The organism is Klebsiella sp. CD33 (genome assembly GCF_051992865.1).
Taxonomy (GTDB): Bacteria; Pseudomonadota; Gammaproteobacteria; order Enterobacterales; family Enterobacteriaceae; genus Klebsiella; species Klebsiella pneumoniae.
In genome coordinates, this window is sequence record NZ_CP197023.1 from 3,130,487 (window position 1) to 3,155,653 (window position 25,167).

General features: G+C 58.8%; 24 protein-coding genes. 6 read left to right on the forward strand and 18 right to left on the reverse strand.

What is annotated here, in order from left to right; all coding sequences use genetic code 11:
- Positions 1-21: 21 nt before the first annotated feature.
- From ACR809_RS15635 to pdxA, 9 genes are all read right to left on the reverse strand, one after another.
- Positions 22-1,746: an aldehyde dehydrogenase family protein gene (locus tag ACR809_RS15635; RefSeq protein WP_122051414.1), complete on the reverse strand. Its 1,725-nt coding sequence runs from the start codon at positions 1,744-1,746 to the stop codon at positions 22-24.
- Positions 1,743-3,371, reverse strand: a complete 1,629-nt coding sequence (locus tag ACR809_RS15640; protein WP_122051415.1) for a long-chain fatty acid--CoA ligase — start codon at positions 3,369-3,371, stop codon at positions 1,743-1,745. The genes ACR809_RS15635 and ACR809_RS15640 overlap by 4 nt, the downstream gene beginning before the upstream one ends.
- 237 nt (positions 3,372-3,608) lie before the next feature.
- Complete coding sequence (gene tkt, locus ACR809_RS15645; RefSeq protein WP_032408796.1) at positions 3,609-5,612, reverse strand: transketolase; 2,004 nt, start codon at positions 5,610-5,612, stop codon at positions 3,609-3,611.
- Positions 5,613-5,631: 19 nt separating this feature from the next.
- Positions 5,632-6,582: a transaldolase gene (tal, locus tag ACR809_RS15650; protein ID WP_004147958.1), complete on the reverse strand. Its 951-nt coding sequence runs from the start codon at positions 6,580-6,582 to the stop codon at positions 5,632-5,634.
- A 30-nt stretch (positions 6,583-6,612) separates the two neighbouring features.
- On the reverse strand, positions 6,613-7,071 hold the full coding sequence (rpiB, locus tag ACR809_RS15655; protein WP_004179338.1) for a ribose 5-phosphate isomerase B: 459 nt from the start codon (positions 7,069-7,071) through the stop codon (positions 6,613-6,615).
- A 28-nt stretch (positions 7,072-7,099) separates the two neighbouring features.
- Complete coding sequence (locus tag ACR809_RS15660) at positions 7,100-7,474, reverse strand: PTS glucitol/sorbitol transporter subunit IIA (RefSeq protein ID WP_004140600.1); 375 nt, start codon at positions 7,472-7,474, stop codon at positions 7,100-7,102.
- A gap of 1 nt (position 7,475) precedes the next feature.
- Positions 7,476-8,495, reverse strand: coding sequence for a 2-keto-3-deoxygluconate permease (locus ACR809_RS15665; protein ID WP_004140602.1), 1,020 nt, complete (start codon positions 8,493-8,495; stop codon positions 7,476-7,478).
- Positions 8,496-8,587: 92 nt separating this feature from the next.
- The gene (locus tag ACR809_RS15670) at positions 8,588-10,306 is read right to left on the reverse strand and encodes a four-carbon acid sugar kinase family protein (protein WP_004183649.1); all 1,719 of its coding nucleotides are present in this window, start codon (positions 10,304-10,306) and stop codon (positions 8,588-8,590) included.
- A gap of 35 nt (positions 10,307-10,341) precedes the next feature.
- Positions 10,342-11,349, reverse strand: coding sequence for a 4-hydroxythreonine-4-phosphate dehydrogenase PdxA (pdxA, locus tag ACR809_RS15675; protein ID WP_004179336.1), 1,008 nt, complete (start codon positions 11,347-11,349; stop codon positions 10,342-10,344).
- 242 nt (positions 11,350-11,591) lie between these two features.
- Between pdxA and ACR809_RS15680 the strand changes: the two genes are divergently transcribed.
- Both ACR809_RS15680 and ACR809_RS15685 read left to right on the forward strand, forming a co-directional pair.
- Positions 11,592-12,386, forward strand: a complete 795-nt coding sequence (locus tag ACR809_RS15680) for a triose-phosphate isomerase (protein WP_004211823.1) — start codon at positions 11,592-11,594, stop codon at positions 12,384-12,386.
- A 35-nt stretch (positions 12,387-12,421) separates the two neighbouring features.
- Positions 12,422-13,384, forward strand: coding sequence for a sugar-binding transcriptional regulator (locus ACR809_RS15685; protein WP_004140612.1), 963 nt, complete (start codon positions 12,422-12,424; stop codon positions 13,382-13,384).
- Between the two features lie 24 nt (positions 13,385-13,408).
- On the opposite strand, the gene ACR809_RS15690 is transcribed toward ACR809_RS15685, so the two are convergent.
- The 7 genes from ACR809_RS15690 to ACR809_RS15720 all read right to left on the reverse strand — a co-directional run bounded on the left by ACR809_RS15690 (position 13,409) and on the right by ACR809_RS15720 (position 19,051).
- Positions 13,409-13,753, reverse strand: coding sequence for a hypothetical protein (locus ACR809_RS15690; protein WP_114690437.1), 345 nt, complete (start codon positions 13,751-13,753; stop codon positions 13,409-13,411).
- 90 nt (positions 13,754-13,843) lie between these two features.
- Entirely contained in the window at positions 13,844-14,674 is an 831-nt protein-coding gene (gene cobB / locus ACR809_RS15695) for a Sir2 family NAD+-dependent deacetylase (protein ID WP_004176563.1), read from the reverse strand.
- A gap of 14 nt (positions 14,675-14,688) precedes the next feature.
- Positions 14,689-15,600 carry an N-acetylglucosamine kinase gene (gene nagK, locus ACR809_RS15700; protein WP_004176564.1) on the reverse strand — a complete coding sequence of 304 codons (912 nt, stop codon included), beginning with the start codon at positions 15,598-15,600 and terminating at the stop codon, positions 14,689-14,691.
- A gap of 48 nt (positions 15,601-15,648) precedes the next feature.
- Complete coding sequence (gene lolE / locus ACR809_RS15705) at positions 15,649-16,893, reverse strand: lipoprotein-releasing ABC transporter permease subunit LolE (protein ID WP_004176565.1); 1,245 nt, start codon at positions 16,891-16,893, stop codon at positions 15,649-15,651.
- A complete protein-coding gene (gene lolD / locus ACR809_RS15710; RefSeq protein ID WP_002900798.1) occupies positions 16,893-17,594 on the reverse strand; it encodes a lipoprotein-releasing ABC transporter ATP-binding protein LolD in 702 nt (233 codons plus the stop codon). The genes lolE and lolD overlap by 1 nt, the downstream gene beginning before the upstream one ends.
- On the reverse strand, positions 17,587-18,786 hold the full coding sequence (lolC, locus tag ACR809_RS15715) for a lipoprotein-releasing ABC transporter permease subunit LolC (RefSeq protein ID WP_004176566.1): 1,200 nt from the start codon (positions 18,784-18,786) through the stop codon (positions 17,587-17,589). The genes lolD and lolC overlap by 8 nt, the downstream gene beginning before the upstream one ends.
- A gap of 133 nt (positions 18,787-18,919) precedes the next feature.
- A complete protein-coding gene (locus tag ACR809_RS15720; RefSeq protein ID WP_004140630.1) occupies positions 18,920-19,051 on the reverse strand; it encodes a hypothetical protein in 132 nt (43 codons plus the stop codon).
- A gap of 39 nt (positions 19,052-19,090) precedes the next feature.
- Here ACR809_RS15720 and mfd point away from each other — a divergent pair, with 39 nt between their 5' ends.
- On the forward strand, positions 19,091-22,537 hold the full coding sequence (gene mfd / locus ACR809_RS15725) for a transcription-repair coupling factor (protein WP_122051416.1): 3,447 nt from the start codon (positions 19,091-19,093) through the stop codon (positions 22,535-22,537).
- A 163-nt stretch (positions 22,538-22,700) separates the two neighbouring features.
- Positions 22,701-23,660 carry a L,D-transpeptidase LdtC gene (ldtC, locus tag ACR809_RS15730; RefSeq protein WP_023279550.1) on the forward strand — a complete coding sequence of 320 codons (960 nt, stop codon included), beginning with the start codon at positions 22,701-22,703 and terminating at the stop codon, positions 23,658-23,660.
- A 128-nt stretch (positions 23,661-23,788) separates the two neighbouring features.
- Here ldtC and bhsA read toward each other — a convergent pair whose 3' ends face one another.
- Positions 23,789-24,046 (reverse strand): multiple stress resistance protein BhsA, encoded by a 258-nt coding sequence (gene bhsA / locus ACR809_RS15735; protein WP_002900788.1) that lies wholly within the window; start codon positions 24,044-24,046, stop codon positions 23,789-23,791.
- A gap of 97 nt (positions 24,047-24,143) precedes the next feature.
- Here bhsA and ACR809_RS15740 point away from each other — a divergent pair, with 97 nt between their 5' ends.
- Entirely contained in the window at positions 24,144-24,299 is a 156-nt protein-coding gene (locus tag ACR809_RS15740) for a hypothetical protein (RefSeq protein ID WP_004147941.1), read from the forward strand.
- Complete coding sequence (locus ACR809_RS15745) at positions 24,296-24,931, forward strand: TetR/AcrR family transcriptional regulator (protein WP_004140640.1); 636 nt, start codon at positions 24,296-24,298, stop codon at positions 24,929-24,931. Before ACR809_RS15740 ends, ACR809_RS15745 begins: the two co-directional genes overlap by 4 nt.
- A 52-nt stretch (positions 24,932-24,983) precedes the next feature.
- On the opposite strand, the gene ACR809_RS15750 is transcribed toward ACR809_RS15745, so the two are convergent.
- Positions 24,984-25,106, reverse strand: coding sequence for a hypothetical protein (locus ACR809_RS15750; protein WP_004140642.1), 123 nt, complete (start codon positions 25,104-25,106; stop codon positions 24,984-24,986).
- Positions 25,107-25,167: the final 61 nt, after the last annotated feature.

Here is a 25,167-nt window from a genome sequence, read left to right on the forward strand (position 1 = left end):
GCCCTTTTTTTTGCTCTCACCTTAGCCCCGCAGCGCGCGCCAGAGGAGCGCCGGCAATTTGCGCCAGCGCGGCCGATGGTAAAAATCCACCAGCCGCTGCGCCACCGCTTCCTGCCCCCGGTGGGTGATGAACCAGGGCGGCAGGGGCATCAGCGTCAGTTCGCCATGCCAAAGACTACGCGGAAACGGCCGAAACGGCGCCTCAATCACCGTGCGCTCCGTTTTCTCCAGCATAAAGCTGTTATGCACCTTGCCCCGCCCGCTCTGAATATCGTCGAGCGTGTGGCCGGGAAACGCTCCCCACGGGCAAGGGGCTAACAGGAAGGCCACCCCGCTCCAGCAGTTGATCGCCACCGTGCCGTAGCGCAGCTCGGCGATCAGCGCATTAAAACGCTTACGTCCAATCGCTTTGCGGGTGCGCGGGTGGATCACAATATTGGCCCCCAGCGTGCCCTGCAGCCGCTGATTCGCATAGCCGATCGCCTGGCGCAGAAAGCTTTCCGCACTATCGGCCTCAAGACGGGTGACCGACAGCCCCGGGCCAAAGACCTCCTGCTGGCAGAACCCGGGATCATCGTCGGTATTCGCCACAATCAACGGCAGCGCGTCACCGCGGGCTATCTCCAGCGGCTGACGGGCGCGCAGGCGAAAGTCGGTCAGCCGGTTTTCAGCGCCGGGGTAGTAGTCCGGGCGGGTATTCGCGGCGATCAGTCGGTACAGCTGATTCAGCAAGGCCGTCGCAGGCTCCCAGCCTTGCTGCAGGATCAGCACCTGGCTGGCCACGCAGTTAAACCCGCCGTTGTTCATCTTCTGCGTCGCCAGCTGCTGCGCCTGAAAAGCGATGTCCGCCTCGCTCCACGGCCCGGGTACGATAATGGTGGGGCTGACGCCGCCCAGCTCCGAGGTCACCCGACGCGGGTTCAGCGGCGTCCCGGCGGCCCGACGCTGGCGAGCCGTCTCACCCTCGCCCCAGACGATGACGTCATGGGTCTCGCGGGAGCCAGTGATATGGATCTCATCGACAGCGGGATGGGTAGTCAGCCACGCTCCCGCCCGGGCGTCGCCGGTGACGATGCGGAGCGCATCCATGGCAATCAGCGGCGCCAGGGCCTGGGCCAGCAGATCGTGCAGATAATCATTCACCGGATTGAGCTTCAGCAGGCAGACCTGATTCTCAATAAACAGCTTGTGTAGCACATCCAGTGGCGCAATCGAGGCCACATTGCCGGCGCCAAGCACCAGCGCCAGCTTGCCCTGCCGCGCGGCAGGCGGGATGTCGTATGCCCGCGCCGCATAGCGGTCGAGATGCGCCCGGTTGACGCCTGGCTGCATCCATATCTCAGCGCGAACACCAGACAGAAGCAGCCGATCCCAGAGCGTGCCGGGCACCACCCGCAGCGCCAGGCGGCCGTCCGCCAGCGTCCGCAGCGGGATCCGCCGCAGAAAGGTCTTCTCCTCCAGTTGCTCCAGGGTGGCGATAAGCCCGTTGCAGCCGACCATTAGCGCGCAGGGGCCCGCCAGCCACTCTTCCCCCGCCAGCGGATCGCCCGCCGGCAGCCCTTTGGCCGCCGCTGCCGCGGCCACCCACGCCGGGGCAATGCCGGCCAGGGCATCCTTGATCTGGCGCAGGAGCGCCAGACGACGGTTCACTGAGGTTTCCGTCCAGCGCTGGCGCGCCGCCGACAAGGCGTGCAGGGCCGCATCATACTGAGAACAGGTCGTCAGACCGGGTCGCGCATGGCTCATTTTCCCTCACTCATTAAAATCTCTCCGTAGGCCTGGCGCAGCTGATTTTTGAGCACCTTACCCGTGGCGCTGACCGGCAGCGCATCGACAAATATCACCCGGTCCGGGATCTGCCATTTAGGCACCCGCTTCTCAAACCAGCTCAGCAGATCGGTCTCCTCCACTTCGCCCCCTTCCGCACGGACGCACAGCAGCACCGGCCGCTCGTCCCAGCGCGGATGGCGGGCGGCGATGGCCGCCGCGCTGCGCACCCCCGGATGCGCGATGGCGATATTCTCCAGCTCAACGGTGGAGATCCACTCGCCACCGGACTTGATAATATCCTTTGCCCGATCGCTGATCACCAGATAACCATTGGCGTCGAGCGTACCGATATCACCGGTATCAAACCAGCCTGCCGCGGTCAGGGCGCTCGCGTCCTGACCATAGTATTGCTCTACCACCCAGTGCCCTCTGACCTGCAGATACCCCTGGCTTTGACCATCCCGGGGCAACGGTTCGCCATCCACGTCCACCACCTGCAGTTCGATGCCGAAAATGGGCCGCCCCTGACCGGCGCGCTGCTTTTGCTGCTCCTGTGCCGGGAGCGCGTCATGTTTGCTCAACGGTGTGTTGATGGTGCCGATGGGCGATGTTTCGGTCATTCCCCAGGCGTGGGTCAGCGCAATGCCGTAATCACGCTGAAAGGCCTCGGCCATCGACGGCGGCAGCGCGGAGCCGCCGACCAGCGCACGTTTAAATTCAGGCAGCCGGACCTCTGTCCGGCGCATCGCCGCCAGCAAGCCGGCCCAGATCACCGGTACGCCAAACCCCACCGTCACCTTCTCGGCGGCCAGCAGCTGCAGCAGGCTGTCGCCATCGAGGTGCGGCCCCGGCAGCACCAGCCGCGCGCCGACCATGGCGGCGATAAACGGCGTCCCCCACGCGTTGACATGGAACATCGGCACCACCGGCAACAGGCTGTCCTTCGCCGATATGCCGGCGGCGTCCGGCTGGTTGCCGCTCAGGGCGTGCAGGACCAGCGAACGATGGGTGTTCAATACCCCTTTCGGCCGGCCGGTGGTTCCCGAGGTGTAACAGAGCGAAGCCGGAGTCAGTTCATTGAGCTGCGGCCAGCGATAGTCTGCCATCCCCTGCTGCAACAGATCGTCATAAAACAGCAATGAGGGCAGCTGGCTGAGCCCCGCTTCGCTGCGGGACTCCATCAGCACGACGTGTTTCACCGTCGGCAGCTGCGGCAGCAGCTGCGCTACCAGCGGCAAAAAGGTCTGGTCAAAAAACAGCACTTCATCGGCAGCGTCGTTGAGGATATACCGCAGATGGTCAACCGACAGCCGCGGATTGACGGTGTGCGTCACCCAGCCGCCGGAGGCGACGGCAAAATAGATCTCCAGATGGCGGCGGTTGTTCCATGCCAGCGTGGCGCAGCGGGCGCCCGGCGGCAGCCCCAGCGACGCCAGCGCCGATGCCAGCCGCTGAGCACGGCTGGCCACCTCCCCCCAGCAGCTGCGCTCCTTCTCACCGCCAGTACTCACCGAGACAATCTCGGTCTCGCTGTGATACTGCGCCGCATGGCCGAGCAGCGCGGCAGTGGTGAGATCCTGATAAATCATCGGTGACGGCATGGCGGGGTCTCCTTTACAGACGTCCGGCGGAATCGAGGGGCGCGGCGCGATCGTGCGGGCGCCTATTGAATCTGGTCTACATTTGCCGGTCTGCACAAAAAAACGTACAGAAATCAGCGGTCACGCACAAAATAGAGTGGGAAATGGTTCAGAAAGGAAAAGACAAACTCATGACCGGAAGATCATTACTCAGAGAGCGTATCGCCCGACTTCGGGCCGGGCGATAGCGGTGGGGATTTACAGCAGTGCTTTCGCTTTAGCAACCACGTTATCGACGGTGAAGCCGTACTCCTCGAACAGCTGCTCAGCCGGCGCAGACTCACCGAAGGTGGTCATGCCAACGATAGCGCCGTTCAGGCCAACGTATTTGAACCAGTAGTCAGCGATACCCGCTTCCACGGCAACGCGCGCGGTCACGGCTTTCGGCAGTACGGATTCGCGATAAGCCGCATCCTGCTTGTCGAACGCGTCGGTGGACGGCATGGAAACCACGCGCGCCTTCACGCCTTCGGCAGTCAGTTTGTCCCATGCGGCAACCGCCAGTTCCACTTCTGAACCGGTGGCGATGAAGATCAGCTCCGGCTGGCCGGCGCAATCTTTCAGCACATAACCGCCGCGGGCCACGTTCGCCAGCTGCTCTGCGGTACGCTCCTGCTGCGCCAGGTTCTGACGGGAGAGGATCAGCGCGGTCGGGCCGTCCTGACGCTCCACGCCATATTTCCACGCAATCGCGGATTCCACCTGGTCACACGGACGCCAGGTGGACATGTTCGGGGTCACGCGCAGGGAAGCCACCTGCTCTACCGGCTGGTGAGTCGGGCCGTCTTCGCCCAGACCGATCGAGTCGTGGGTGTAGACCATCACCTGACGCTGTTTCATCAGCGCGGCCATACGTACCGCGTTACGCGCGTATTCCACGAACATCAGGAAGGTGGAGGTGTACGGCAGGAAGCCGCCGTGCAGCGCGATACCGTTGGCGATAGCGGTCATACCGAACTCGCGCACGCCGTAGTGGATGTAGTTCCCGGCAGCGTCTTCGTTGATCGGCTTAGAACCGGACCACAGGGTCAGGTTGGACGGCGCGAGATCTGCGGAGCCGCCGAGGAATTCCGGCAGCAGCGGGCCGAAGGCTTCGATGGCGTTCTGCGAGGCTTTACGGCTGGCGATTTTCGCCGGGTTGGCCTGCAGCTTCGCGATGAACTCGTTAGCTTTCGCGTCGAAGTCAGACGGCATTTCGCCTTTCATACGGCGGGTGAATTCGGCTGCTTCCTGCGGGAAGGCTTTGGCGTAAGCCGCAAACTTCTCGTTCCATGCGGCTTCTTTCGCCTGGCCGGCTTCTTTGGCATCCCACTGGGCATAGATGTCAGACGGGATGTCAAACGGCGCGTGTTTCCAGCCCAGCGCTTCGCGGGTCAGGGCGATTTCGGCGTCGCCCAGCGGCGCGCCGTGGGAGTCGTGGGTACCGGCTTTGTTCGGCGAACCGAAACCGATGATGGTTTTGCACATCAGCAGGGACGGTTTGTCGGTGACCGCCCGCGCTTCTTCTACCGCGCGTTTGATGGCGTCAGCGTCGTGACCGTCCACGCCGCGCACCACGTGCCAGCCGTAGGCTTCAAAGCGTTTGGCGGTGTCGTCGGTGAACCAGCCTTCAACGTGGCCGTCGATGGAGATGCCGTTGTCATCATAGAACGCCACCAGTTTACCCAGTTTCAGGGTACCGGCCAGGGAGCACACTTCGTGAGAAATGCCTTCCATCATGCAGCCGTCGCCCATGAAGGCGTAGGTGTAGTGGTCGACGATATCGTGTCCCGGACGGTTGAACTGCGCCGCCAGGGTTTTCTCGGCGATAGCCATCCCGACCGCGTTAGCGATACCCTGGCCCAGCGGACCGGTGGTGGTTTCCACGCCTGCGGTGTAGCCGACTTCCGGGTGACCCGGGGTTTTGGAGTGCAGCTGGCGGAAGTTTTTCAGCTCGGATATCGGCAGATCGTAGCCAGTGAGGTGCAGCAGGCTGTAAATCAGCATCGAACCATGGCCATTTGACAACACAAAACGGTCACGGTCAGCCCAGGCCGGATTGTTCGGGTTATGGTTCAGGAAATCACGCCACAGCACTTCGGCAATGTCAGCCATACCCATCGGGGCCCCCGGGTGGCCGGATTTGGCTTTCTGTACAGCGTCCATGCTCAGGGCGCGCAGCGCGTTGGCGCATTGGCGGCGAGTGGTATTTGTCGTTTTCATCAGTCTTTATCCCCGCGGATTACAACATCTGCTGAATCTGTTGTTCCAGTTTCACCTGATCGACAGCAAACAGTCGGATCCCTTCCGCTAGTTTTTCCACTGCCATGGGATCCTGATGATGCTGCCAGAGGAACTCCGCCTGCGTCATCGGGCTGGGACGGGTTTCCGTCACGCAGCCGGGAGTCAACTGGCGGGTCAGCACTCCTTCGCTGGCCGCCAGCTCGTCCAGCAGTGCCGGAGAGATGGTCAGGCGATCGCAGCCCGCCAGCGCCTGGATCTGCTCAATTCGACGGAAGCTGGCACCCATTACCACCGTGTCATAGCCATGAGATTTGTAATACTGATAAATCTGGCGCACAGAGACCACGCCCGGATCGCTGTCCACCTGATAGGCTGACTGCGGCTGGTGCTTCTGATACCAGTCGTAGATGCGGCCCACAAAGGGCGAGATGAGAAAGACGCCCGCTTCGGCGCACGCCCGGGCCTGAGCGAAAGAGAACAGCAGCGTCAGGTTGCAGTTTATACCGCTCTGCTCCAACTCTTCGGCAGCGCGAATGCCCTCCCAGGTGGCGGCGAGCTTAATTAAAATCCGCTCGGGACCAATGCCATTTTTTTCATATAACTGGATGAGCTTGCGCGCCTTCGCGACGCACATCCCGCGATCCCAGGCAAAGCGAGCATCCACTTCGGTGGAGATACGCCCGGGCACATGGCGCAGCACCTCGCTGCCGATATCCACTGCCACCTGATCGCAGGCGTTAATCAATTGCGTTTCTGCGCTGCCTCCCTGGCGGCGTGCCTTGCCAATCGCATCGGCAATCAGCGGCTGATACTGCGGCAGCTGCGCGGCCTTCAGCACCAGCGAGGGGTTGGTGGTCGCATCCTGGGGTGCAAACTTTTTAATCGATTCAATATCGCCGGTATCAGCAACAACCGTGGTGTATTTTTTCAGTTCGTCTAACTGGCTCATCATCTGTTCCTTATCTTACGACTGCGGAGATTAATCTCTGGCATGCTGGTGTTCGTAATAATCAATACGTTCCACTTTGGGCGCGGATCCGCCGCCTTCATATTCGGACTCAAGCCACGCCTGAATAATTTTTTTGCCCAGCTCAGCGCCAATCACCCGCGCGCCGAGGGTAATAATCTGCGCGTTGTTACTTTTACGCGCTCGCTCGGCGGAGAAGGTATCGTGACACTGTGCGGCGCGGACCCCGGGGACTTTATTGGCCACAATACTCATCCCAATGCCGGTACCGCAGATCAGGATCCCACGCTCGTGTTCGCCCTGTTTAATCGACATCGCCACCGCATGGGCAACATCCGGATAAACGGTACTCCCCTGGCGTTTATCGCTGCTGTAATCCGCGACGTTAATTCCCAACCCATTCAAATAAGCGACGATGGAATCGCGAAAAGCATAGGCGGCATCATCCGCACCAATAGCGATTGTTTTCATGGTTATTTCCTTAATTTAACAGTACGTCTTAATGACAATTCGGGTAAAACGAAATTTGGTCGCCAGGCTGAATAATTTGTGGTGGTTCGCCGTAAAGGTGTACCGTCCCGGGTAATTCAGCGATATCTGCGCCATCAAAATTTAGCGTGATATGGCCAAGCTGTCGTAAATTTGCCGTTGCCACACGGCCTACCGCGGTCACCCGATAATTTTTATCATTTAATTTCATTTGCTGACCAGGCGATAACTCGGCGGTCAGTTCGCTGGCCTGGTGTACAGCGCAATAACTCGCAATATCGTCGGGAACGGCATCGGAGAATAAAATAAGCCGCAGCTCCCGCAGAGAGTACTCAACATATTCCCCGACGGCGGTAATCCGTAATGAATACAACGGCACGCTCATACTATTTGTGTCCTTTGGCGGCAGGGGAAGATAATGTCACGCTCTCTTCACTTTTCACCTCTTTCAGCGGTTCAGCGGCTGGCGCACGCTTTTTCAGCCGTTTATCAAACCAGGCGACCAGTATCGGCGCGGTGATCATGGTGATAATGCTCGCCGTCGCCAGCTGCGCGGTGGCGGCATCCACGTACATCGCCAGCGAAGGATCCGCCTGGGCAACCATCGCCGGCGTCAGCGCCGAGCTGGCGGCGGTGGTTCCCAGCGCGGCGCCCAGCGCGCTTTTCTTCTTCAAAAACAGGTTGTAGATAAAGTAGAACACAATCCCGGTTAGCGCGGAGATAATCCCCAACAGGATCCCGGACAGCCCGGCGGTGAACACCGTATTGATACTGGAGTTGGCGCCGATGGCGAACGACATAATAATGATCACCAGCGGCTGCGCCGCAGCGCATAACTGTTTAAAGCGTTCGTCCAGATTGCCCCACAGCATGCCAATCAGCAGTGGGATCAGCATCGACAGCAGCGCGGCGAAGGGAATATTGGCCAGGCCGCTGACGCCCAGCACCATCATGGTAACAAACGGACCATCCTTGATGCAGAATACGGAGATCGCCCCGGCATCACTGGCATCGCCATAGTTGCTGCACAATGCGATATAGAGGGAGCTGTTCGAGCTGGTCAGGCAGGCAATCAGCGCCAGGGTCGATATTCCGAGAAAACCGCTCGGGCCAAACAACGTTCCCGCAACCCATACCGCCAGTGCCCCGGCCAGACATTTGAGAAACAGCAGCACGGCGCCTTTATAGAGCGGCAACCCGGCCTGACGGATATTGATCGAGGTTCCGCAAATGAGCAAAAATATGCCCATCATGGCGCTGGAACCGACTTTAAATAAGGCGGTGGTCGGGCCGCCAATGCTGAGCACCTGGGGCGCGAAAGTATTAATTAATATAGCCACCAGCAGTGGAATAATAATTAACCCACCGGGCACCTTATTCATTTTTTCAAGTATATTAATATTCATAGGGTAACTCTTAAATTAAGATTTAACAGAGATAACGACGCAATACTACCCTGACGACCATTACGTCGTTTATTAGTTATTAGATTACTGGGTTATTGCTGTGCTTCCTGATAAATTCGGTCAACAATGATGCTAATAATATCTTCCGGTCCGGTTAGCCCTCCTTTCCCGACGCAAATTAAGCCGGCATAATCGCCGCCAATGATCCGCACCATATCGGTTTGCGGGATGACATAGTCAATCATTTCTATTCCGGTGGCGCCCAGCTCTTTTAGTACATTGACCATGGTGTCACCACCGGTCATATACAATCCTTTAATTTCACCCGACGCACAGTTAAGCACCTCGCGCACAATACTGCCCAATCCGTGGTTAATATTTTGCGCAGCCTCACCGTGGGCCAGACCAAATCGCTGCTCCTCTTCCTGAAGGTTTAGCAACCGCCCGGTCAAGGCGGACTCAAAAACAAAGAGCGCGTTGTGCTGCGCCGGAACGCACTGTCGGGCATGCTGCACCACGCGATTGACTTCAATCTCAGCGGCGTTTTTCCGGTCAACCAACAGCTCGGCATCCACCGGGATATGGCAGACCCGGGCATCATTAGCGATCAAATACTGGAGCTGTTTTTTGGTTACTGGCGTTGCGCTGCCGGCAACGATCAAAATCGAGCCGCGCTGGCCGTCCGCTGTCAGGCTCGCGGGCGCGCTGCTCCGCGCTTCGCGCATCAGGCCGCGACGAACCGCCAGCCGTTCGGTAAAGGGCCCCGGATCGACGGCCAGCACGTTCCAGTTCAGGGCCACTACCGCCCCGGCGATGGCATCGACATCGTCGACGGTTATCGCATCGACCACTATCACCCGCACGCCGCGCTGTTGTTGTTCCTGTAAATCCTGCTGGATTTGCCCTTCGCCTTTCATCACCGATGTCAGCGCGATATGCCCGACCTGATGATGGGTCTGCGCCGCCAACAGTCCCGGCACCCACGACTCGGTGACCGGGGTACGTACATCGCGAGCCACATCGGTCCGCGACAGGGCTACCGAATCAATCACCGAGTAACCGCCGACGAGAATACGCCGTGACTGCGGCATCGCCGGCACCACAACCGCCACCGTCTCCTGCGGCAGTTGTTCCAGCATGGCGTCGATTTCAAATCCGATGCCGCCGCGCAGCGTGGTATCAATCCGCTTGGTGAAGTAATGCGCGCCGCGAGCCTGCAGCTGTTTCACCGCAGCGCTCACTTTGTGCTGGGCCTCCGCTTTCGGCAATGGGCGGCTGTCGCTGCTGACCACCATCGCCGGATACTCTACCTCATTGCGGGCGAAGGATTCGGTATCGAAAAACGCGGCGGTTTTTAAACCACTGCGCGCCAGCAGCACCCCGACGGTAGTTGCCCCGGTCAGATCGTCAGCCACGATCCCAAGCTTTCCGCCTTCCCCTTGCGGCCAGACCATCTCAATGCAGGCTGGCGTCACGCCGGAGACGTAGATCCCTTCGTGTATAAATTCCGCCAGCGGGCCGCTTTTACCGGTGGGATGCAGGTTAATGGTGGGAATTCCCCGCTTCGGATAGAGTCCGCAGCGCAACGTGCCGCCGCAGTCGATGACCATTAAACCAATCTCTTCCGCCGGCGGTTCGCCATTCTTGAATACATCAATGGAAGGCCAGCCGGTCAGTTCGCTCAGGCGGTCGACGACCGGGGGACGGATCCCCCCGGTGATGTACGCAATCTTTTTCCCCTGACCTGGCGTGATAGTCAGCGGCCCGCCCCAGCCCTTACAGCCCTTGCTAATCAACAGATGTTTTTCCATTTCTCTGTCCTCGTGATTCGCATGAACCTCAGCGATTATTGATGCTTCATTTTCCAGTAACGGGCCGCCACCAGCGTCGACTCCAGCATACTGACGGTACCCGCCTTACCGGTACCGGCGATATCAAACGCCGTCCCATGGTCGACGGAGCTGCGCATAAACGGCAGGCCGAAGGTAATGGTGATCGAACGTTCAAAGTCGAGGGTTTTGCAGGCAATATGCCCCTGATCGTGATACAGCGAGAGAATGGCGTCGTAGCGCCCCTGTTTGCCGAGATGGAACACGGAATCGGCCGGAACCGGCCCGATAGCGTTGATCCCCATCTCCTGGGCCGCTTTCACCGCCGGGATCAGATTGTCAGCCTCTTCGTGACCAAACAGACCATTGTCGGAACCATGCGGGTTCAGGGCGGCCACGGCAATGCGCGGATTTTTGATGTTCAGGGCGGTAAATTCATGGTGGATCTGCTGAACGCAGGCCAGCACTCGCGCTTTGTTGGCATAGTCACAGGCTGCTTTTAGCGCCATATGACGGCTCACGAAGAAGACGCGCAGGTTGTGGACGTGGAACATGGTCAGACCGTAATCAGATTGGGTTTCCACCTGATAGATTTCGGTATGGCCCGGGAGCTTACATCCTGCCAGCTTGATGGCTTCCTTATGAATTGGTGCAGTAGAGACCACGTCGATCAGCCCCGCTTTACCCAGCTCGATCGACTTCATCACATAGTCCAGCGACATTTGCCCCGCCAGTTTCTGCACCTTGCCCCATTCGATACTGTCGCAATCGTAGTCGCCAGTTTCCAGAACATCCAACGTCCCCCAGCTAAAACGGGCCTCCTGCGGATGGGCAATTTTATGGATAGCAAAATCGCAGCCCATGATTTTCATCGCCCGGCTGATAATCGGTACCGAGCCGATCAGGAACGGTTTGCACTCGTCATACACGCTTTTGTCCATCATGGTGGCCACGGTGATCTCCGGGCCGATCCCTGCCGGATCGCCAATGGTAATCGCCACAACGGGTTTTTTCTCTGCTGACATCATGCGCCTCTCATTTTTTCAGTTGATTGTTCATATGTTCAATGCCAAATCATATGCTCAAAACATTACCTGATGAATGAGCCGCCATGAGTGATGAAGATCACATAAAAAAATTCATAGATTTTTTTCATCGAAAAATGTGATCTAACATATGTTCATACAGTGATAAAAAGTTCAACCTCAATACAGGATACGGCCCCGTTTCTGGCAACTATTTGATTTTATTAAGAGGAGAAGCAATGATGACCCCGATATGGTTAGGAACCAGCTGGAAAATGAACAAGCCGCTGTCGCAGGCCATGGCCTGGTGCGAAACGCTGGCAGCGCGGATGCCGGAGGGCTGTCACCCTGCTATTCAGCCCTTCGTCATTCCCCCCTTCACCGCGATCCAACCCGTCAGCCATTTTCTGCAAACGCATCAGTTACCGCTTCTGACCGGCGCGCAGAATATGCATGAAGCGGATCAGGGCGCCTGGACCGGGGAAATCTCGGCGGCCATGTTGGCAGAAACCGGCGCCACGCTTGTTGAGCTGGGACATTCAGAACGACGTGCCGCCTTTAATGAAAGCGATGCCGCGATTAATCGAAAAGTGCATAGCGCCTTAGGTCATGGCCTGCGCCCGCTGATCTGTATTGGCGATAGCGCCGAGGAGAAACGCTGGCAGGTGTCGCGTGAAAGCGTGGTGCGGCAGATGAAGATCGCCCTGTATGGCCTGAGCCACCAGCAGGCGCTGCGGACCCTGATTGCGTATGAACCGGTGTGGGCCATTGGCGAACATGGTACGCCCGCCTCACCGCAGGAGGCGGGCGTCATTCATCAGGCGCTACGTCAGGCGCTTTGCGAGCGGTTTGGTCACGAGACGGGAACCCGTATCCCGCTGCTCTATGGCGGCAGCGTAACGCTGCAAAACGCGGTGGAATTGCTGCGCCAGCAGGAGATCAATGGCTTGTTTATCGGCCGCGCGGCCTGGGACGCGCAAGGCTATTGCGACATTGTTCAACGCGTTACACAGGAATTTATTTTGCAGGCGCAGTAATATAAAAGGGACACCAGAGATGGAAATTCCAGGCCATGATTGAACAAGACTCAGATTACGCCCTGCTCACTGAAATTGCGGTGGCTTATTACGATCAGGAACAAACGCAGGAAGAGATCGCCAAACGATTCGGCATTTCGCGTATCAAAGTCGGGCGCCTGCTGAAAAAAGCGCGCCAGGAAGGGATTGTTGAGATCAGCGTCAAATACCATCCGGTCTTCAGCTCCCAGATTGAGCAGCAGTTTATTTCGCACTTTGGCATTAAGCGCGCGCTAATTGCCCTGGATCACCATGATGAAGATGAACAGCGCCAGCAGGTGGCGGCCCTGGTCAGTAACTACCTTGCCGGGGTGTTAAAAAACGATATGACCGTCACCGTTGGTCAGGGGCGCAATGTGGCCGCGGTGGCGAATCACGTTGGCGTGTTTCCTGAGCGCCACTGCCGCTTTATCTGCGGCATCGGCGGAACCAAGCGTGACAATCAGCTGATTGACGCCGACCACATCAGCCGGAATCTGGCGCGCAAATTTAACGGCTTCAGCGAAACGCTTTACGCCCCGGCCTATGTGGAAACCCCGGAGCTGCGCGCGGCCTTTATGCAAAACCGCCTGATTAAGGCCACGCTCGAACAGGCCAGCAAAGCTGACGTGGCGATCATCGGCCTCGGCGATATGAATGAAAACAGCTTTATGGTGCAGCTCGGCTGGTTTACGCCGCAGGAAATTGCCACCGCGCGTCAGGAACAGGGGGTGGTGGGCGATCTGGCGGGGTACAGCTTTTTCAATATTCAGGGCAAACCCGTCGATACGGTGATGAATGACCGGGTCATTGGCTTAAGTCTCGAACAGCTGCGGGCCATTCCCTGCGTCATCGCTATCGCCTCCGAAAGTACGAAAGCGACGGCGATCCTGGGGGCATTACGCACCGGGGTTATCGATGTGCTGGCTACCAGCGCCTCGAACGCCCGTTCGGTCATTAATATGCAAAAGGCGCTATAAATAAGCCACGGCGCAGGCGGCGGATCAGCGTTGACCGCCGTCGCGCTGGCCTTTACCCTTCTCTTTTTCGGCTCGCCGCTGCACAAAATCTTCAATGATGCCGACAACCCAGTTGAGAGGTTTCCACAGCACCACCAGCAGCAGCAACGGGCCGTATATTCGCACACCGCCCGTCGCGAACTCAGCGGTCAACAGCAGGGCTAAGATATCCAGCAGCAGGCACAACGCGCTGCCAGTGCCGAGGAACAGACATAGCAGGAAGAGGATCGGTCGGCTATCGGCGTGTAGCGGTAAAGCGCGCTGGCTCCAGACGCCAACGATAATGGCCGCGATCAACATGATCGCTTCGATAACCAGCGGATTATGCATGGTCTGACTCCTGTCATGACGTGACATCCTTGTCAGCAGCGCTGCCGGCGGCCGTGGGCTGCGCCCTGGCTACCGGCAGGCTGCTTCAGTTTACAGCGCGTTTTCCTGCAGCAGCTTATCGATAAAGGCAGGCACCACTTCGCTTGCCAGCCCGTAGTGCTTCTCGGCAAACTCGCTGCCCACCTGGCTGGGCTCCAGGTTCAGTTCAACGGTATGGGCGCCGTGCAGTCGCGCCTCGTGCACAAAGCCAGCCGCCGGATAGACATGGCCGGAGGTGCCGATGGCGATAAAAATATCTGCGTCGGCCAGCGCGCTGTAGATCTCATCCATCCCCAGCGGCATTTCGCCAAACCAGACCACGTGCGGACGCAGCGCCGCCGGGAACTGGCAGCAGTGGCACTTGTCCTCGGCGGTGACGTCGCCGGTCCACTCCAGCACCTGGCCGCTCCACGAACAGCGCACCTTTAGCAGCTCGCCGTGCATATGGATCACCCGGCGGTTGCCGGCGCGCTCGTGCAGATTATCAATATTCTGGGTGACCAGCAGAAAATGGTCGCCCAGCAGATCCTCCAGACGCGCCAGCGCGAGATGCGCCGCGTTCGGCGCGATTTCCGGACTCTGCAGCTGACGACGACGGGCGTTGTAGAACGCCTGCACCAGCGCCGGATCGCGGGCGAAGCCTTCCGGCGTCGCCACATCTTCCACCCGATGCTCTTCCCACAGGCCATCGGCCGCGCGGAAGGTTTTGATCCCCGACTCTGCCGAGATGCCCGCGCCGGTTAACACCACCACTCTCGGTTTTGCCATCGCTTCAGGCTTCATCCTGTCCTCCCTAAAGAAAATCCGCTGACGCAGACGGTCACGCAACCGACGTTTATTGCGACGAAAACGGCTCAATCGATGTAAACGGCGCGACTGCATAGCTACCTCTGTGATTAATGGGTCAGGTGAAGGAAGGCCGCACCGCGCATTCCCCCGGCATCGCCGTGGCGCGCGCGCTCAATGCGCGGAACCCTGGCGACCGGCAGAAGATGGCGCGGCAATCGTTGCGCCAGCCCTTCGCTAATGGCCGTAAAGTTAGATAATCCACCGCCGAGCACCAGCAAATCCGGGTCGACAATGGTCAGTATATTCCCCAGACACACCGCCAGCAGATCGAGATAGCGCTCAACGTGCGCCTGCGCGCGCGGATCGTGCTGCTGCCACTGCGTCACAATCTCCGGCGAGGAGAGCGGTTGCTGATAAAAATGTTCGTACAGCCAGGCGAAACCGCGACCGGAGAGATAATTTTCAATACAGCCCAGCTGGCCGCAGCCGCAGCGCAGCAACGGAAAATCGCGCCCAACCACCTCCAGGGCATCCACCGGCAGGCGAATATGACCGAACTCGCCGGTGATATAGCTATGTCCGGTAATCGATTTACCGTTCAACACCAGGCCGCCGCCCACGCCGGTGCCGAGGATCAATCCCATCACCAGCGGGTATTGCGTAAACTCATCGTCCCACGCTTCCGACAGCGCGAAACAGTTGGCGTCATTATCGAGACGCACCTCGCGCCCCAGCCGCGCGCTGAGGTCAGCGCGCAGCGGCCGGCCGCTGGCGGCTGGCACGTTAGCGGCATACAGCGTGCCGTCCGCCGTTTCCGGCATTCCCGGAATACCGATCCCGACCGAACCCTGCTGGTCGAAGCGATCATCGGCCTCGCGCACCAGCGCCTCTACCGCCTGGAGAAAATCCTCATAACTACTTTTCGGCGTGGCGACGCGTTTTTCCCACTGCAGTCGCCGCTCCTGATTAAATACGCCCAGCGCTATCTTGCTGCCGCCAATGTCAAATCCATAATACATTTCAGCAATTCCTCTTTTGTCGTCAGCCAGGCCGACGATGACGATAAATTACTGGCCACTCAGCACCCTCGCCGGGTCGATGCGGCTGGCGCGGCGGGCGGGATACCAGCTGGCCAGCAAACTCAGCAACAGTGCTGTCACCAGCACATAAAAGACGTCCAGCCAGTGCAATTCTGACGGCAGGAAGTCAATAAAATAGATGTCGCCGGAGAGGAATTTATGCCCAATCAGGTATTCGATGCCGTTGATGATCGACGTCAGGTTCAACGCGCAGATCACGCCGATCACCACCCCAAACAGGCTGCCTACCGATCCGGCTAATAAACCATACCACACGAAAATCGCGCGAATTAAGCCGTCTTTTGCGCCAAGCGTGCGCAGCACCGCAATATCGCCGCTTTTGTCTTTGACCGCCATCACCAGCGTCGAGACGATGTTAAAGCAGGCCACGCCGATCACCAGCACCATCGCCAGGTACATAATGGCGCGGATCATCTGGATGTCGCGATACATATAGCCATAGGTGCCGATCCAGCTCTTGATGTAGACGTAGCTGTTGGTCACCTCGCCGGCGTCGCGTACCAGCTTGTTAGCATGGAAAACGTCGGTGACCTTGATGGCGATGCCGGTCACGCTGCCACCCATCTCCAGGTACTGCTGCGCATCCTGCATCGGGATCATGGCAAAACTATGATCGAGCTGGCCGCTCAGCTGTAAAATTCCGGTCACATGCAGCCTGACGCGTTTTGGCTGCAGCAGCTGATGGTCGGCGTCGGCATTAGGGATCATGATCGACACCCAGTCCCCCTGCTTCACGTGCAGGGCATCGGCGACCCCTTTGCCCAGGATCACTTGCTGTTCGCCAGCCTTGAATCCGGCCCACGCGTTATTCTGCACAAAGGTAGGCAGCGCGCTGAGCTGGCTCTCCTGCTGCGGGTCGACGCCTTTCACCTGGATGGCGCGCATATTGCTGCCGCTCTCCACCAGGCCGGTGAAGTTAATATAGGGCGCTGCCGCGACAATCCCCTTCACCTTCTGCACCTTCGCCAGCGCTTCCTGCCAGTTATTCCACGGCTGATTCACGGGTTCGATTTCGCCGTGCGGTACCACCGCCAGCACGCGGTTATTCAGCTCGCGCTCAAAGCCGTTCATCGCGCTGAGGCCGACGATCAGCACCGCCACCCCCAGCGCAATGCCGATGGTGGAGATCACCGAGATCAGCGACACCATGCCGCCGCGCCGCCGGCCGCGGCTGAAACGCAATGCAATCAGTAACGATAACGGAGACGCCATTACTCGGCCCCCATCAGGGTCAGGTCGGCGGTCAGACGGCCATCGCGCATCTCCAGCTGGCGGCTCATGCGCTTCGCCAGCTGCAGGTCGTGGGTCACCACCAGAAACGCGGTGCGCTGCGCGACGTTCAGTTCGCCCAGCAGCTGGAAGATGCTGTCGGCGTTGCGAGCGTCGAGGTTACCGGTTGGCTCGTCCGCCAGCACCAGCCGCGGTTTATTCACCAGCGCGCGGGCAATCGCCACCCGCTGGCGCTCGCCGCCGGAGAGCTCCGACGGACGGTGATGGCTGCGGTGTTCAAGCCCGACCGCCTGCAGCATCGCTTTCGCCTGGCGTTCAATATCCGCCGGCTTCTTTTTGCCAATCAGCAGCGGCATCGCCACGTTTTCCAGTGCGCTAAAGTCCGGCAGCAGATGGTGGAACTGATAGATAAAGCCCAGCTCGCGGTTACGCAGGTCGGCGCGCGCGGCGGTGGATAGCTTGCTCATCGGCTGACCGGAGAAAATCACGTCGCCAGAGGTGGGCGTATCCAGGCCGCCGAGCAGATGCAGCAGCGTACTTTTGCCAGAGCCGGAGGTGCCGACGATAGCCATCATCTCGCCTTCACCAATGCTGAAGCTGACATTGTGCAGGACATCGGTTTGCACATTGCCTTCCTGATAGCGTTTGCACAGGTTGTCGCATTGCAGCAGGATCTTATTCATAACGTAAAGCCTCAGCGGGTTGGGTGGCGGCAGCGCGCCAGGAAGGGTACAACGTAGACAACAGGGCCAGCACCATCGCCACCAGGGCGATAACAATGACCTGCAGCGGCTCAATCGCCACCGGCAGCGCCGCGCCGTCAAGGAAGGCGCCGATGATCGGCATTAAATTATTCAGCTGGCTGGCCAGCAGGGCGCCAAGCACCGCTCCCAGCAGCGCGCCGACGATCCCGGCGCTGGCCCCCTGCACCATAAAGACGGCCATAATCTGCCGCGGCGTCAGCCCCTGGGTCTGGAGGATCGCCACTTCGCCCTGCTTCTCCATCACCATCATCCCCAGCGAGGTAATAATGTTGAAGGCCGCGACGGCGACGATCAGGCTCAGCAGCAGGCCCATCATATTTTTCTCCATGCGCACCGCCTGGAACAGTTCGCCCTTGCGCTCGCGCCAGTCCTGCCACTGAGTTCCCGGCGGCAGCGTCTGCTGACTCAGGGTGTCGACCTGCAGCGGTTTATCCAGCCACAGGCGCCAGCCGGTGATATTCCCCAGCGGATAGCGCATCAGACGGGAGGCGTCGTCGATGTTGGTCAGCATCTGATAGCCATCGACTTCGCTGTTGGCGGCGAAGGTGCCGATGACCGTGAACAGACGCTGGCTCGGCACGCGGCCCATCGGCGTAAACTGACTCGCGGAAGGAACCATCACGCGAATTTTATCGCCGCGATTAACCCCCAGCTGGCCCGCCAGCTGCTCGCCGAGAATAACGTTATATTTGCCCGCCTGCAGATCGCTCTGTTTGACGTTCACCAGGTATGGAGTCAGGGGATCGTTCTGCGCCGGATCAATGCCCAGCATAACCCCGACCGCCACGCTGCGCGCACTCTGCAGCACCACGTCGCCGGTGGTGATCGGCGCTACGCGGGTTACCCCATTAAGTTTCGCTTCGCGCTCCGGCAGTTGCTGAGGGTTCACCGAACCCTGTTTGGCGCTAAGAATGGCCTGTGGCATCAGCCCCAGGATGTTGTTTTGCAGCTCGCGTTCAAAGCCGTTCATCACCGACAGGACCGTCACCAGCGCCATTACGCCAAGCGTAATACCGATAGTTGAGAGCCAGGAGACGAAACGACCGAAGCGGTCGGCTGCGCGCCCGCGCATATAGCGTAGGCCGATAAAGAGTGCGGCAGGTTGGTACATGTCATCCATCTGGTTGCTGATAGCCGATGCCCGAGTATATAAGCGATTAGGGGCAGCGTAAACGACTGATACATGACGACTTTATTAGCAATAAACCTAAAAACCAAGTAAATACAAACGGATAGATAAGTACTTACTTATTTATCTTTACGCTTATCGACAGCGCTGACCTTTCTTCACCCAACACGCGATGGCAATTCGGGTTGGCGAATCCAGACCAATCGCGGATAATCTCACTATTGAATATCAGCGAGTTGCCCTCCATATCGGCAGAGCGAATCCCTAAGAGATCATGAAACCGTCTATGCCTGAACAATATCGATACTCATTGCCGGTCAAAGCCGGCGATCAGCGCCAGCTTGGCGAGTTGACCGGCGCAGCCTGCGCCACTTTGGTGGCGGAGATGGCCGAACGCCACAACGGCCCGGTGGTGCTGGTGGCGCCTGACATGCAAAACGCGCTGCGTCTGAACGACGAGATCAGGCAGTTTACCGACAGCATGGTGATGGGGCTGGCGGACTGGGAAACGCTCCCTTACGACAGCTTCTCGCCGCATCAGGACATCATCTCCTCCCGTCTTGCCACCCTTTACCAGTTACCCACCATGCAGCGCGGCGTACTGATCGTCCCGGTCAGCACCCTGATGCAGCGCGTCTGTCCGCACAGCTTCCTTCACGGCCACGCGCTGGTGATGAAAAAGGGCCAGCGCCTGTCGCGCGATGCGCTGCGCGATCAGCTGGAGGGGGCCGGCTACCGCCATGTCGATCAGGTGATGGAGCACGGCGAATATGCTACCCGCGGCGCGCTGCTCGACCTGTTCCCGATGGGTAGCGATCAGCCCTATCGCCTTGATTTCTTTGACGATGAAATCGACAGCCTGCGCCTGTTCGACGTTGACAGCCAGCGCACGCTGGAGGAAGTGGCGGCCATTAACCTGCTGCCGGCGCACGAGTTCCCCACCGACCAGACCGCTATTGAGCTGTTCCGCAGCCAGTGGCGCGACCGCTTTGAGGTGAAGCGCGATGCCGAGCACATCTATCAGCAGGTCAGTAAAGGGACGCTACCTGCCGGTATCGAATACTGGCAACCGCTGTTCTTCAGCGAGCCGCTGCCGCCGTTATTCAGCTATTTCCCAGCCAGCACGCTGATCGTCAACACCGGCGATCTCGAGGCCAGCGCGGAACGATTCCAGAATGAAGCCCGCGCCCGCTTTGAAAACCGCGGCGTCGACCCGATGCGCCCGCTCCTGCCGCCTGAGCTGCTGTGGCTGCGCAGCGATGAGCTATTCAGCGAACTGAAAAAATGGCCGCGCGTGCAGCTGAAAACCGAACGTCTGGCGGACAAAGCGGCAAATACTAATCTGGGCTACCAGACGCTGCCGGACCTCGCCGTCCAGGCGCAGAACAAAGCGCCGCTGGATAATCTGCGCCGCTTCCTCGAGTCCTTTACCGGTCCGGTGATCTTCTCGGTGGAAAGCGAAGGCCGCCGTGAAGCGCTGAGCGAAATGCTGGCGCGGATTAAAGTTGCGCCAAAACATGTGCTGCGTCTGGAGGAAGCCACCGGCAACGGCCGCTATCTGATGATTGGCGCTGCCGAGCACGGGTTTATCGACAGCCAGCGCGGCCTGGCGCTGATTTGCGAGAGCGACCTGCTCGGCGAGCGGGTGGCGCGCCGTCGTCAGGATTCGCGACGCACCATTAACCCTGACACTCTGATTCGCAACCTCGCCGAACTGCATATCGGCCAGCCGGTCGTTCACCTGGAACACGGCGTGGGCCGCTACGCGGGCATGACTACCCTGGAAGCCGGCGGCATCATCGGCGAATATCTGATGCTGACCTACGCCAACGATGCCAAGCTATACGTTCCGGTATCGTCCCTGCATCTTATCAGCCGCTATGCCGGCGGGGCGGAAGAAAACGCCCCCCTGCACAAGCTGGGCGGCGATGCCTGGACCCGGGCGCGACAAAAAGCGGCTGAGAAAGTACGCGACGTGGCGGCCGAGCTGCTGGATATCTACGCCCAGCGCGCGGCGAAGGCGGGTTTTGCCTTTAAACACGACCGCGAACAGTATCAGCTGTTCTGCGACGGCTTCCCATTTGAAACCACGCCGGATCAGGCGCAGGCGATCAACGCCGTCCTCAGCGATATGTGCCAGCCGCTGGCCATGGACCGCCTGGTGTGCGGCGATGTGGGCTTCGGCAAGACCGAAGTGGCCATGCGCGCCGCCTTCCTCGCCGTGGAGAACCACAAGCAGGTGGCGGTGCTGGTGCCGACCACCCTGCTGGCTCAGCAGCACTATGACAATTTCCGCGATCGTTTCGCCAACTGGCCGGTACGCATCGAAATGCTCTCCCGCTTCCGCAGCGCTAAAGAGCAGGCGCAGATCCTCGAGCAGGCCGCGGAAGGCAAAATCGATATCTTGATCGGCACCCACAAGCTGCTGCAGAGCGAGGTGAAGCTGCGCGATCTCGGGCTGCTGATCGTCGACGAAGAGCACCGGTTTGGCGTGCGGCATAAAGAGCGCATCAAAGCGATGCGCGCCGATGTCGATATCCTGACCCTCACCGCCACGCCGATCCCGCGGACGCTGAACATGGCGATGAGCGGGATGCGCGATCTGTCGATCATCGCCACGCCGCCGGCGCGACGCCTGGCGGTGAAGACCTTCGTTCGCGAATATGACGCCCTGGTGGTGCGCGAGGCGATCCTGCGCGAAACGCTGCGCGGCGGCCAGGTCTACTATCTGTTTAATGACGTTGAGAACATCCAGAAAGCCGCCGACAAGCTGGCGGAGCTGGTGCCGGAGGCGCGGATCGCCATCGGTCACGGTCAGATGAGGGAGCGCGAACTGGAGCGGGTGATGAATGACTTCCATCATCAACGCTTCAATGTGCTGGTGTGCACCACCATCATCGAAACCGGGATCGACATTCCCACCGCCAACACCATCATCATCGAACGCGCCGACCATTTTGGCCTCGCCCAGCTGCACCAGCTGCGCGGCCGCGTTGGCCGTTCGCATCACCAGGCCTATGCCTGGCTGCTGACGCCGCATCCGAAAGCGATGACCACCGATGCGCAAAAGCGCCTCGAGGCCATTGCGTCGCTGGAAGATCTCGGCGCCGGCTTTGCGCTGGCAACCCACGATCTGGAGATTCGCGGGGCCGGGGAACTGCTTGGGGAAGATCAGAGCGGTCAGATGGAAACCATCGGTTTCTCCCTGTATATGGAGTTGCTGGAGAACGCAGTCGATGCGTTGAAAGCCGGGCGTGAACCCTCGCTGGAAGATCTCACCAGTCAGCAGACGGAGGTTGAACTGCGCATGCCTTCCCTGCTGCCTGATGATTTCATCCCTGACGTCAATACGCGCCTGTCATTCTATAAGCGCATTGCCAGCGCCAAAAACGAACAGGATCTGGAGGAGATCAAAGTCGAGCTGATCGATCGTTTTGGCCGCCTGCCCGATGCCGCCCGCAACCTGCTGGATATCGCCCGTCTGCGTCAGCAGGCGCAAAAGTTAGGGATCCGCAAGCTGGAAAGCAACGAAAAAGGCGGCGTGATCGAATTTAACGAGAAAAACAACGTCAATCCGGTGTGGCTGATCGGCCTGCTGCAGAAGCAGCCCCAGCACTTCCGCCTGGACGGTCCCACGCGCCTGAAGTTCATGCAGGACCTGGAGGAGCGTAAAACGCGGATGGACTGGGTTCGCCAGTTTATGCGCCAGCTGGAAGAGAACGCCGTCGCCTGACTGGCAGGAGATACGGCCCCGCTGCCGTATCTCCCTTCCCACATATCTGGCAATCTTTACAAACATTTTGCAATCCGCCTGGATTTCCCCACACAGACTCACGCCATAATCTCATCTGCTTTTCGTATAAAAATAACCACTTACATATTTTGGAGTTATGGTAATGAGAAACCGTTTCCCCGTGACGCTTTGGCTGACGCTAGTCGCGTTAGTCGCCGCGCTGGCCCTCCCCGCGCGCGCTAACACCTGGCCCCTTCCCCCGCCGGGCAGCCGGCTGGTGGGTCAGAATCAGTTTCATGTGGTACAGGATGACGGCGGTTCGCTGGAAGCGATTGCCAAGAAGTACAATGTCGGCTTCCTGGCCCTGCTGCAGGCCAATCCCGGGGTTGACCCCTATGTTCCGCGCGCCGGCAGCGTGCTGACCATCCCCCTGCAGACGCTGCTGCCCGATGCGCCGCGCGAAGGGCTGGTGATAAACCTCGCCGAACTGCGCCTCTACTATTACCCGCCGGGCAAAAATGAAGTGACCGTCTACCCAATCGGCATCGGCCAGCTGGGCGGAACCACCATCACACCGACGATGGTCACAACCGTGTCCGACAAACGGGCCAATCCGACCTGGACACCTACCGCCAACATTCGCGCGCGCTACAAGGCTATGGGGATTGAGCTGCCGGCGGTAGTGCCTGCTGGTCCTGACAATCCGATGGGCCATCACGCCATCCGCCTCGCCGCCTATGGCGGAGTCTATCTCCTGCACGGCACCAATGCCGATTTCGGCATCGGTATGCGCGTCAGTTCCGGCTGCATTCGTCTGCGCGATAACGATATCAAGGCGCTGTACAACACTATCTCGCCGGGCACGAAGGTGAACATTATCAACACGCCGATCAAGGCGTCGGTTGAGCCGGATGGCCGCCGTCTGGTTGAGGTCCATCAGCCGCTGTCTGAGCATATCGATGACGACCCGCAGACCCTGCCCATTACGCTTAATGCGGCCATGACTGCGTTCAAACAGGCGCCGCAGACCGACGGGACGGTGATGGAGCGCGCGATGAATTACCGCTCGGGCATGCCGATTGACGTCACCCGTCATGCTGACCCAGGACCGCAGTCGTTGTAGTCTTACGCTGCACAAAACAAAAAACCCGCCTGATGGCGGGTTTTTTGTTGGCAAGGGTCAAACAGGGGTACAACAGGGTCTTACTCATCGCCGTCCGGTGAAGGGGGCCGGGCAGCGACGCATCGGGCTTACTTGTAGATAACGGCGGTACCGTGAAGGGTATTCGGACCGGTTACCGAAGTAATACGGTATGAAGTGGCGCCCATCTCATCCGCTTTCTGCGCCAGCTGGTCTTCCAGCGAGCCCAGGTTAGTCCCGGCAGAAGCAGAGATGGTGCCTACTTTATGCTGTCCTGCAGGGGTGGACTGCACCTCTACAGCGGCAAAGCTGGCGAAAGAAAGGGAACTTAAAACGGCGGCAATAGCCAGAGTATTAACGGTTTTCATGATTATTATACCTGTGCAGATGAATTTTATAGTAGGGTCGCAAGCATTAACTTAACGATCGATAGGTAAATAATAATGTGATCTATGTCACACGTCAATGCATTTTTATAACGATCGTTTAACTATTTATAAAATGCTTAAATTTCATACATATATGAATTATTTATTTTTAAACCGACAGCGCTGGCCCCGGCGATCGTTTATTTTTATAATGGCCTTTCACCAAACCAACATAGGTACAACGGCACCATGACAACTGACGTTCAAAGTTGCGCCAAAAAAAGCCGTGGCCGACCGAAGGTGTTCGACAGGGATGCGGCGCTGGACAAAGCCATGACACTCTTCTGGCAGCACGGCTATGAGGCGACCTCGCTCGCCGATCTGGTCGAGGCGACAGGAGCAAAAGCCCCCACCCTGTATGCGGAATTTGTGAATAAAGAAGGCCTATTCCGCGCAGTGTTGGATCGTTACATTTCGCGCTTTGCCGCGAAGCATGAAGCCGTGCTGTTTGCCGAGGGAAAATCCGTCGATCGCGCGTTGCGTGACTACTTCACGGCGGTCGCCACCTGCTTTACCAGCAAAGAGACGCCGGCCGGCTGCTTTATCATCAATACCTCCGCCGCGCTGGCCGCCTCCTCGACGGATATCGCCAATACCATCAAATCCCGCCATGCGATGCAGGAGCAGGCGCTAACCCAGTTTCTGCAGCAGCGGCAGGCGCAGGGCGAACTGCCCGCGGGCCGCGATGTCGCGCAGCTGGCGCAATTTCTTAACTGCGTTCTGCAGGGGATGTCGATTAGCGCCCGGGAAGGCGCGGATTTCGACAAGCTGATGCAAATCACCGATACCACTCTCCGTCTCTGGCCGCAGGTCCTCGAGTCCTGATGCGCCCTGCTTCCGGCGGTATTCTGCCGCCGGATCCGCTCTCCTGTTGGCTTTATCCCCACAAAATAGATTGATTTTTATTACCTTTTCTCGCGCAAGATAAACGCAAATGATATTGATTGCGATATTCATTATGTGCAAAATCCTTTTTTGAGTTTTTCCAGATGTTTCGCATTGTAACGAATACCGGCCGACGCCGGCCCATAACAACGACAAAGCAACTTGCTCATAAAAGG

Bases quoted from the DNA above. Each gene is read 5' to 3' on its own strand.
- ACR809_RS15740 (WP_004147941.1), top strand. From the start codon at position 24,144: ATGCATTTTTATAACGATCGTTTAACTATTTATAAAATGCTTAAATTT.
- tal (WP_004147958.1), bottom strand. From the start codon at position 6,582: ATGAGCCAGTTAGACGAACTGAAAAAATACACCACGGTTGTTGCTGAT.
- ACR809_RS15665 (WP_004140602.1), bottom strand. From the start codon at position 8,495: ATGAATATTAATATACTTGAAAAAATGAATAAGGTGCCCGGTGGGTTA.
- ACR809_RS15750 (WP_004140642.1), bottom strand. From the start codon at position 25,106: ATGCGAAACATCTGGAAAAACTCAAAAAAGGATTTTGCACATAATGAA.
- ldtC (WP_023279550.1), top strand. From the start codon at position 22,701: ATGAGAAACCGTTTCCCCGTGACGCTTTGGCTGACGCTAGTCGCGTTA.
- ACR809_RS15685 (WP_004140612.1), top strand. From the start codon at position 12,422: ATGATTGAACAAGACTCAGATTACGCCCTGCTCACTGAAATTGCGGTG.
- ACR809_RS15640 (WP_122051415.1), bottom strand. From the start codon at position 3,371: ATGCCGTCACCGATGATTTATCAGGATCTCACCACTGCCGCGCTGCTC.
- pdxA (WP_004179336.1), bottom strand. From the start codon at position 11,349: ATGTCAGCAGAGAAAAAACCCGTTGTGGCGATTACCATTGGCGATCCG.
- ACR809_RS15690 (WP_114690437.1), bottom strand. From the start codon at position 13,753: ATGCATAATCCGCTGGTTATCGAAGCGATCATGTTGATCGCGGCCATT.
- cobB (WP_004176563.1), bottom strand. From the start codon at position 14,674: ATGCAGTCGCGCCGTTTACATCGATTGAGCCGTTTTCGTCGCAATAAA.
- tkt (WP_032408796.1), bottom strand. From the start codon at position 5,612: ATGAAAACGACAAATACCACTCGCCGCCAATGCGCCAACGCGCTGCGC.
- ACR809_RS15670 (WP_004183649.1), bottom strand. From the start codon at position 10,306: ATGGAAAAACATCTGTTGATTAGCAAGGGCTGTAAGGGCTGGGGCGGG.
- lolE (WP_004176565.1), bottom strand. From the start codon at position 16,893: ATGGCGTCTCCGTTATCGTTACTGATTGCATTGCGTTTCAGCCGCGGC.
- ACR809_RS15720 (WP_004140630.1), bottom strand. From the start codon at position 19,051: ATGGAGGGCAACTCGCTGATATTCAATAGTGAGATTATCCGCGATTGG.
- mfd (WP_122051416.1), top strand. From the start codon at position 19,091: ATGCCTGAACAATATCGATACTCATTGCCGGTCAAAGCCGGCGATCAG.
- lolC (WP_004176566.1), bottom strand. From the start codon at position 18,786: ATGTACCAACCTGCCGCACTCTTTATCGGCCTACGCTATATGCGCGGG.
- bhsA (WP_002900788.1), bottom strand. From the start codon at position 24,046: ATGAAAACCGTTAATACTCTGGCTATTGCCGCCGTTTTAAGTTCCCTT.
- ACR809_RS15635 (WP_122051414.1), bottom strand. From the start codon at position 1,746: ATGAGCCATGCGCGACCCGGTCTGACGACCTGTTCTCAGTATGATGCG.
- ACR809_RS15745 (WP_004140640.1), top strand. From the start codon at position 24,296: ATGACAACTGACGTTCAAAGTTGCGCCAAAAAAAGCCGTGGCCGACCG.
- ACR809_RS15680 (WP_004211823.1), top strand. From the start codon at position 11,592: ATGACCCCGATATGGTTAGGAACCAGCTGGAAAATGAACAAGCCGCTG.
- ACR809_RS15660 (WP_004140600.1), bottom strand. From the start codon at position 7,474: ATGAGCGTGCCGTTGTATTCATTACGGATTACCGCCGTCGGGGAATAT.
- nagK (WP_004176564.1), bottom strand. From the start codon at position 15,600: ATGTATTATGGATTTGACATTGGCGGCAGCAAGATAGCGCTGGGCGTA.
- rpiB (WP_004179338.1), bottom strand. From the start codon at position 7,071: ATGAAAACAATCGCTATTGGTGCGGATGATGCCGCCTATGCTTTTCGC.
- lolD (WP_002900798.1), bottom strand. From the start codon at position 17,594: ATGAATAAGATCCTGCTGCAATGCGACAACCTGTGCAAACGCTATCAG.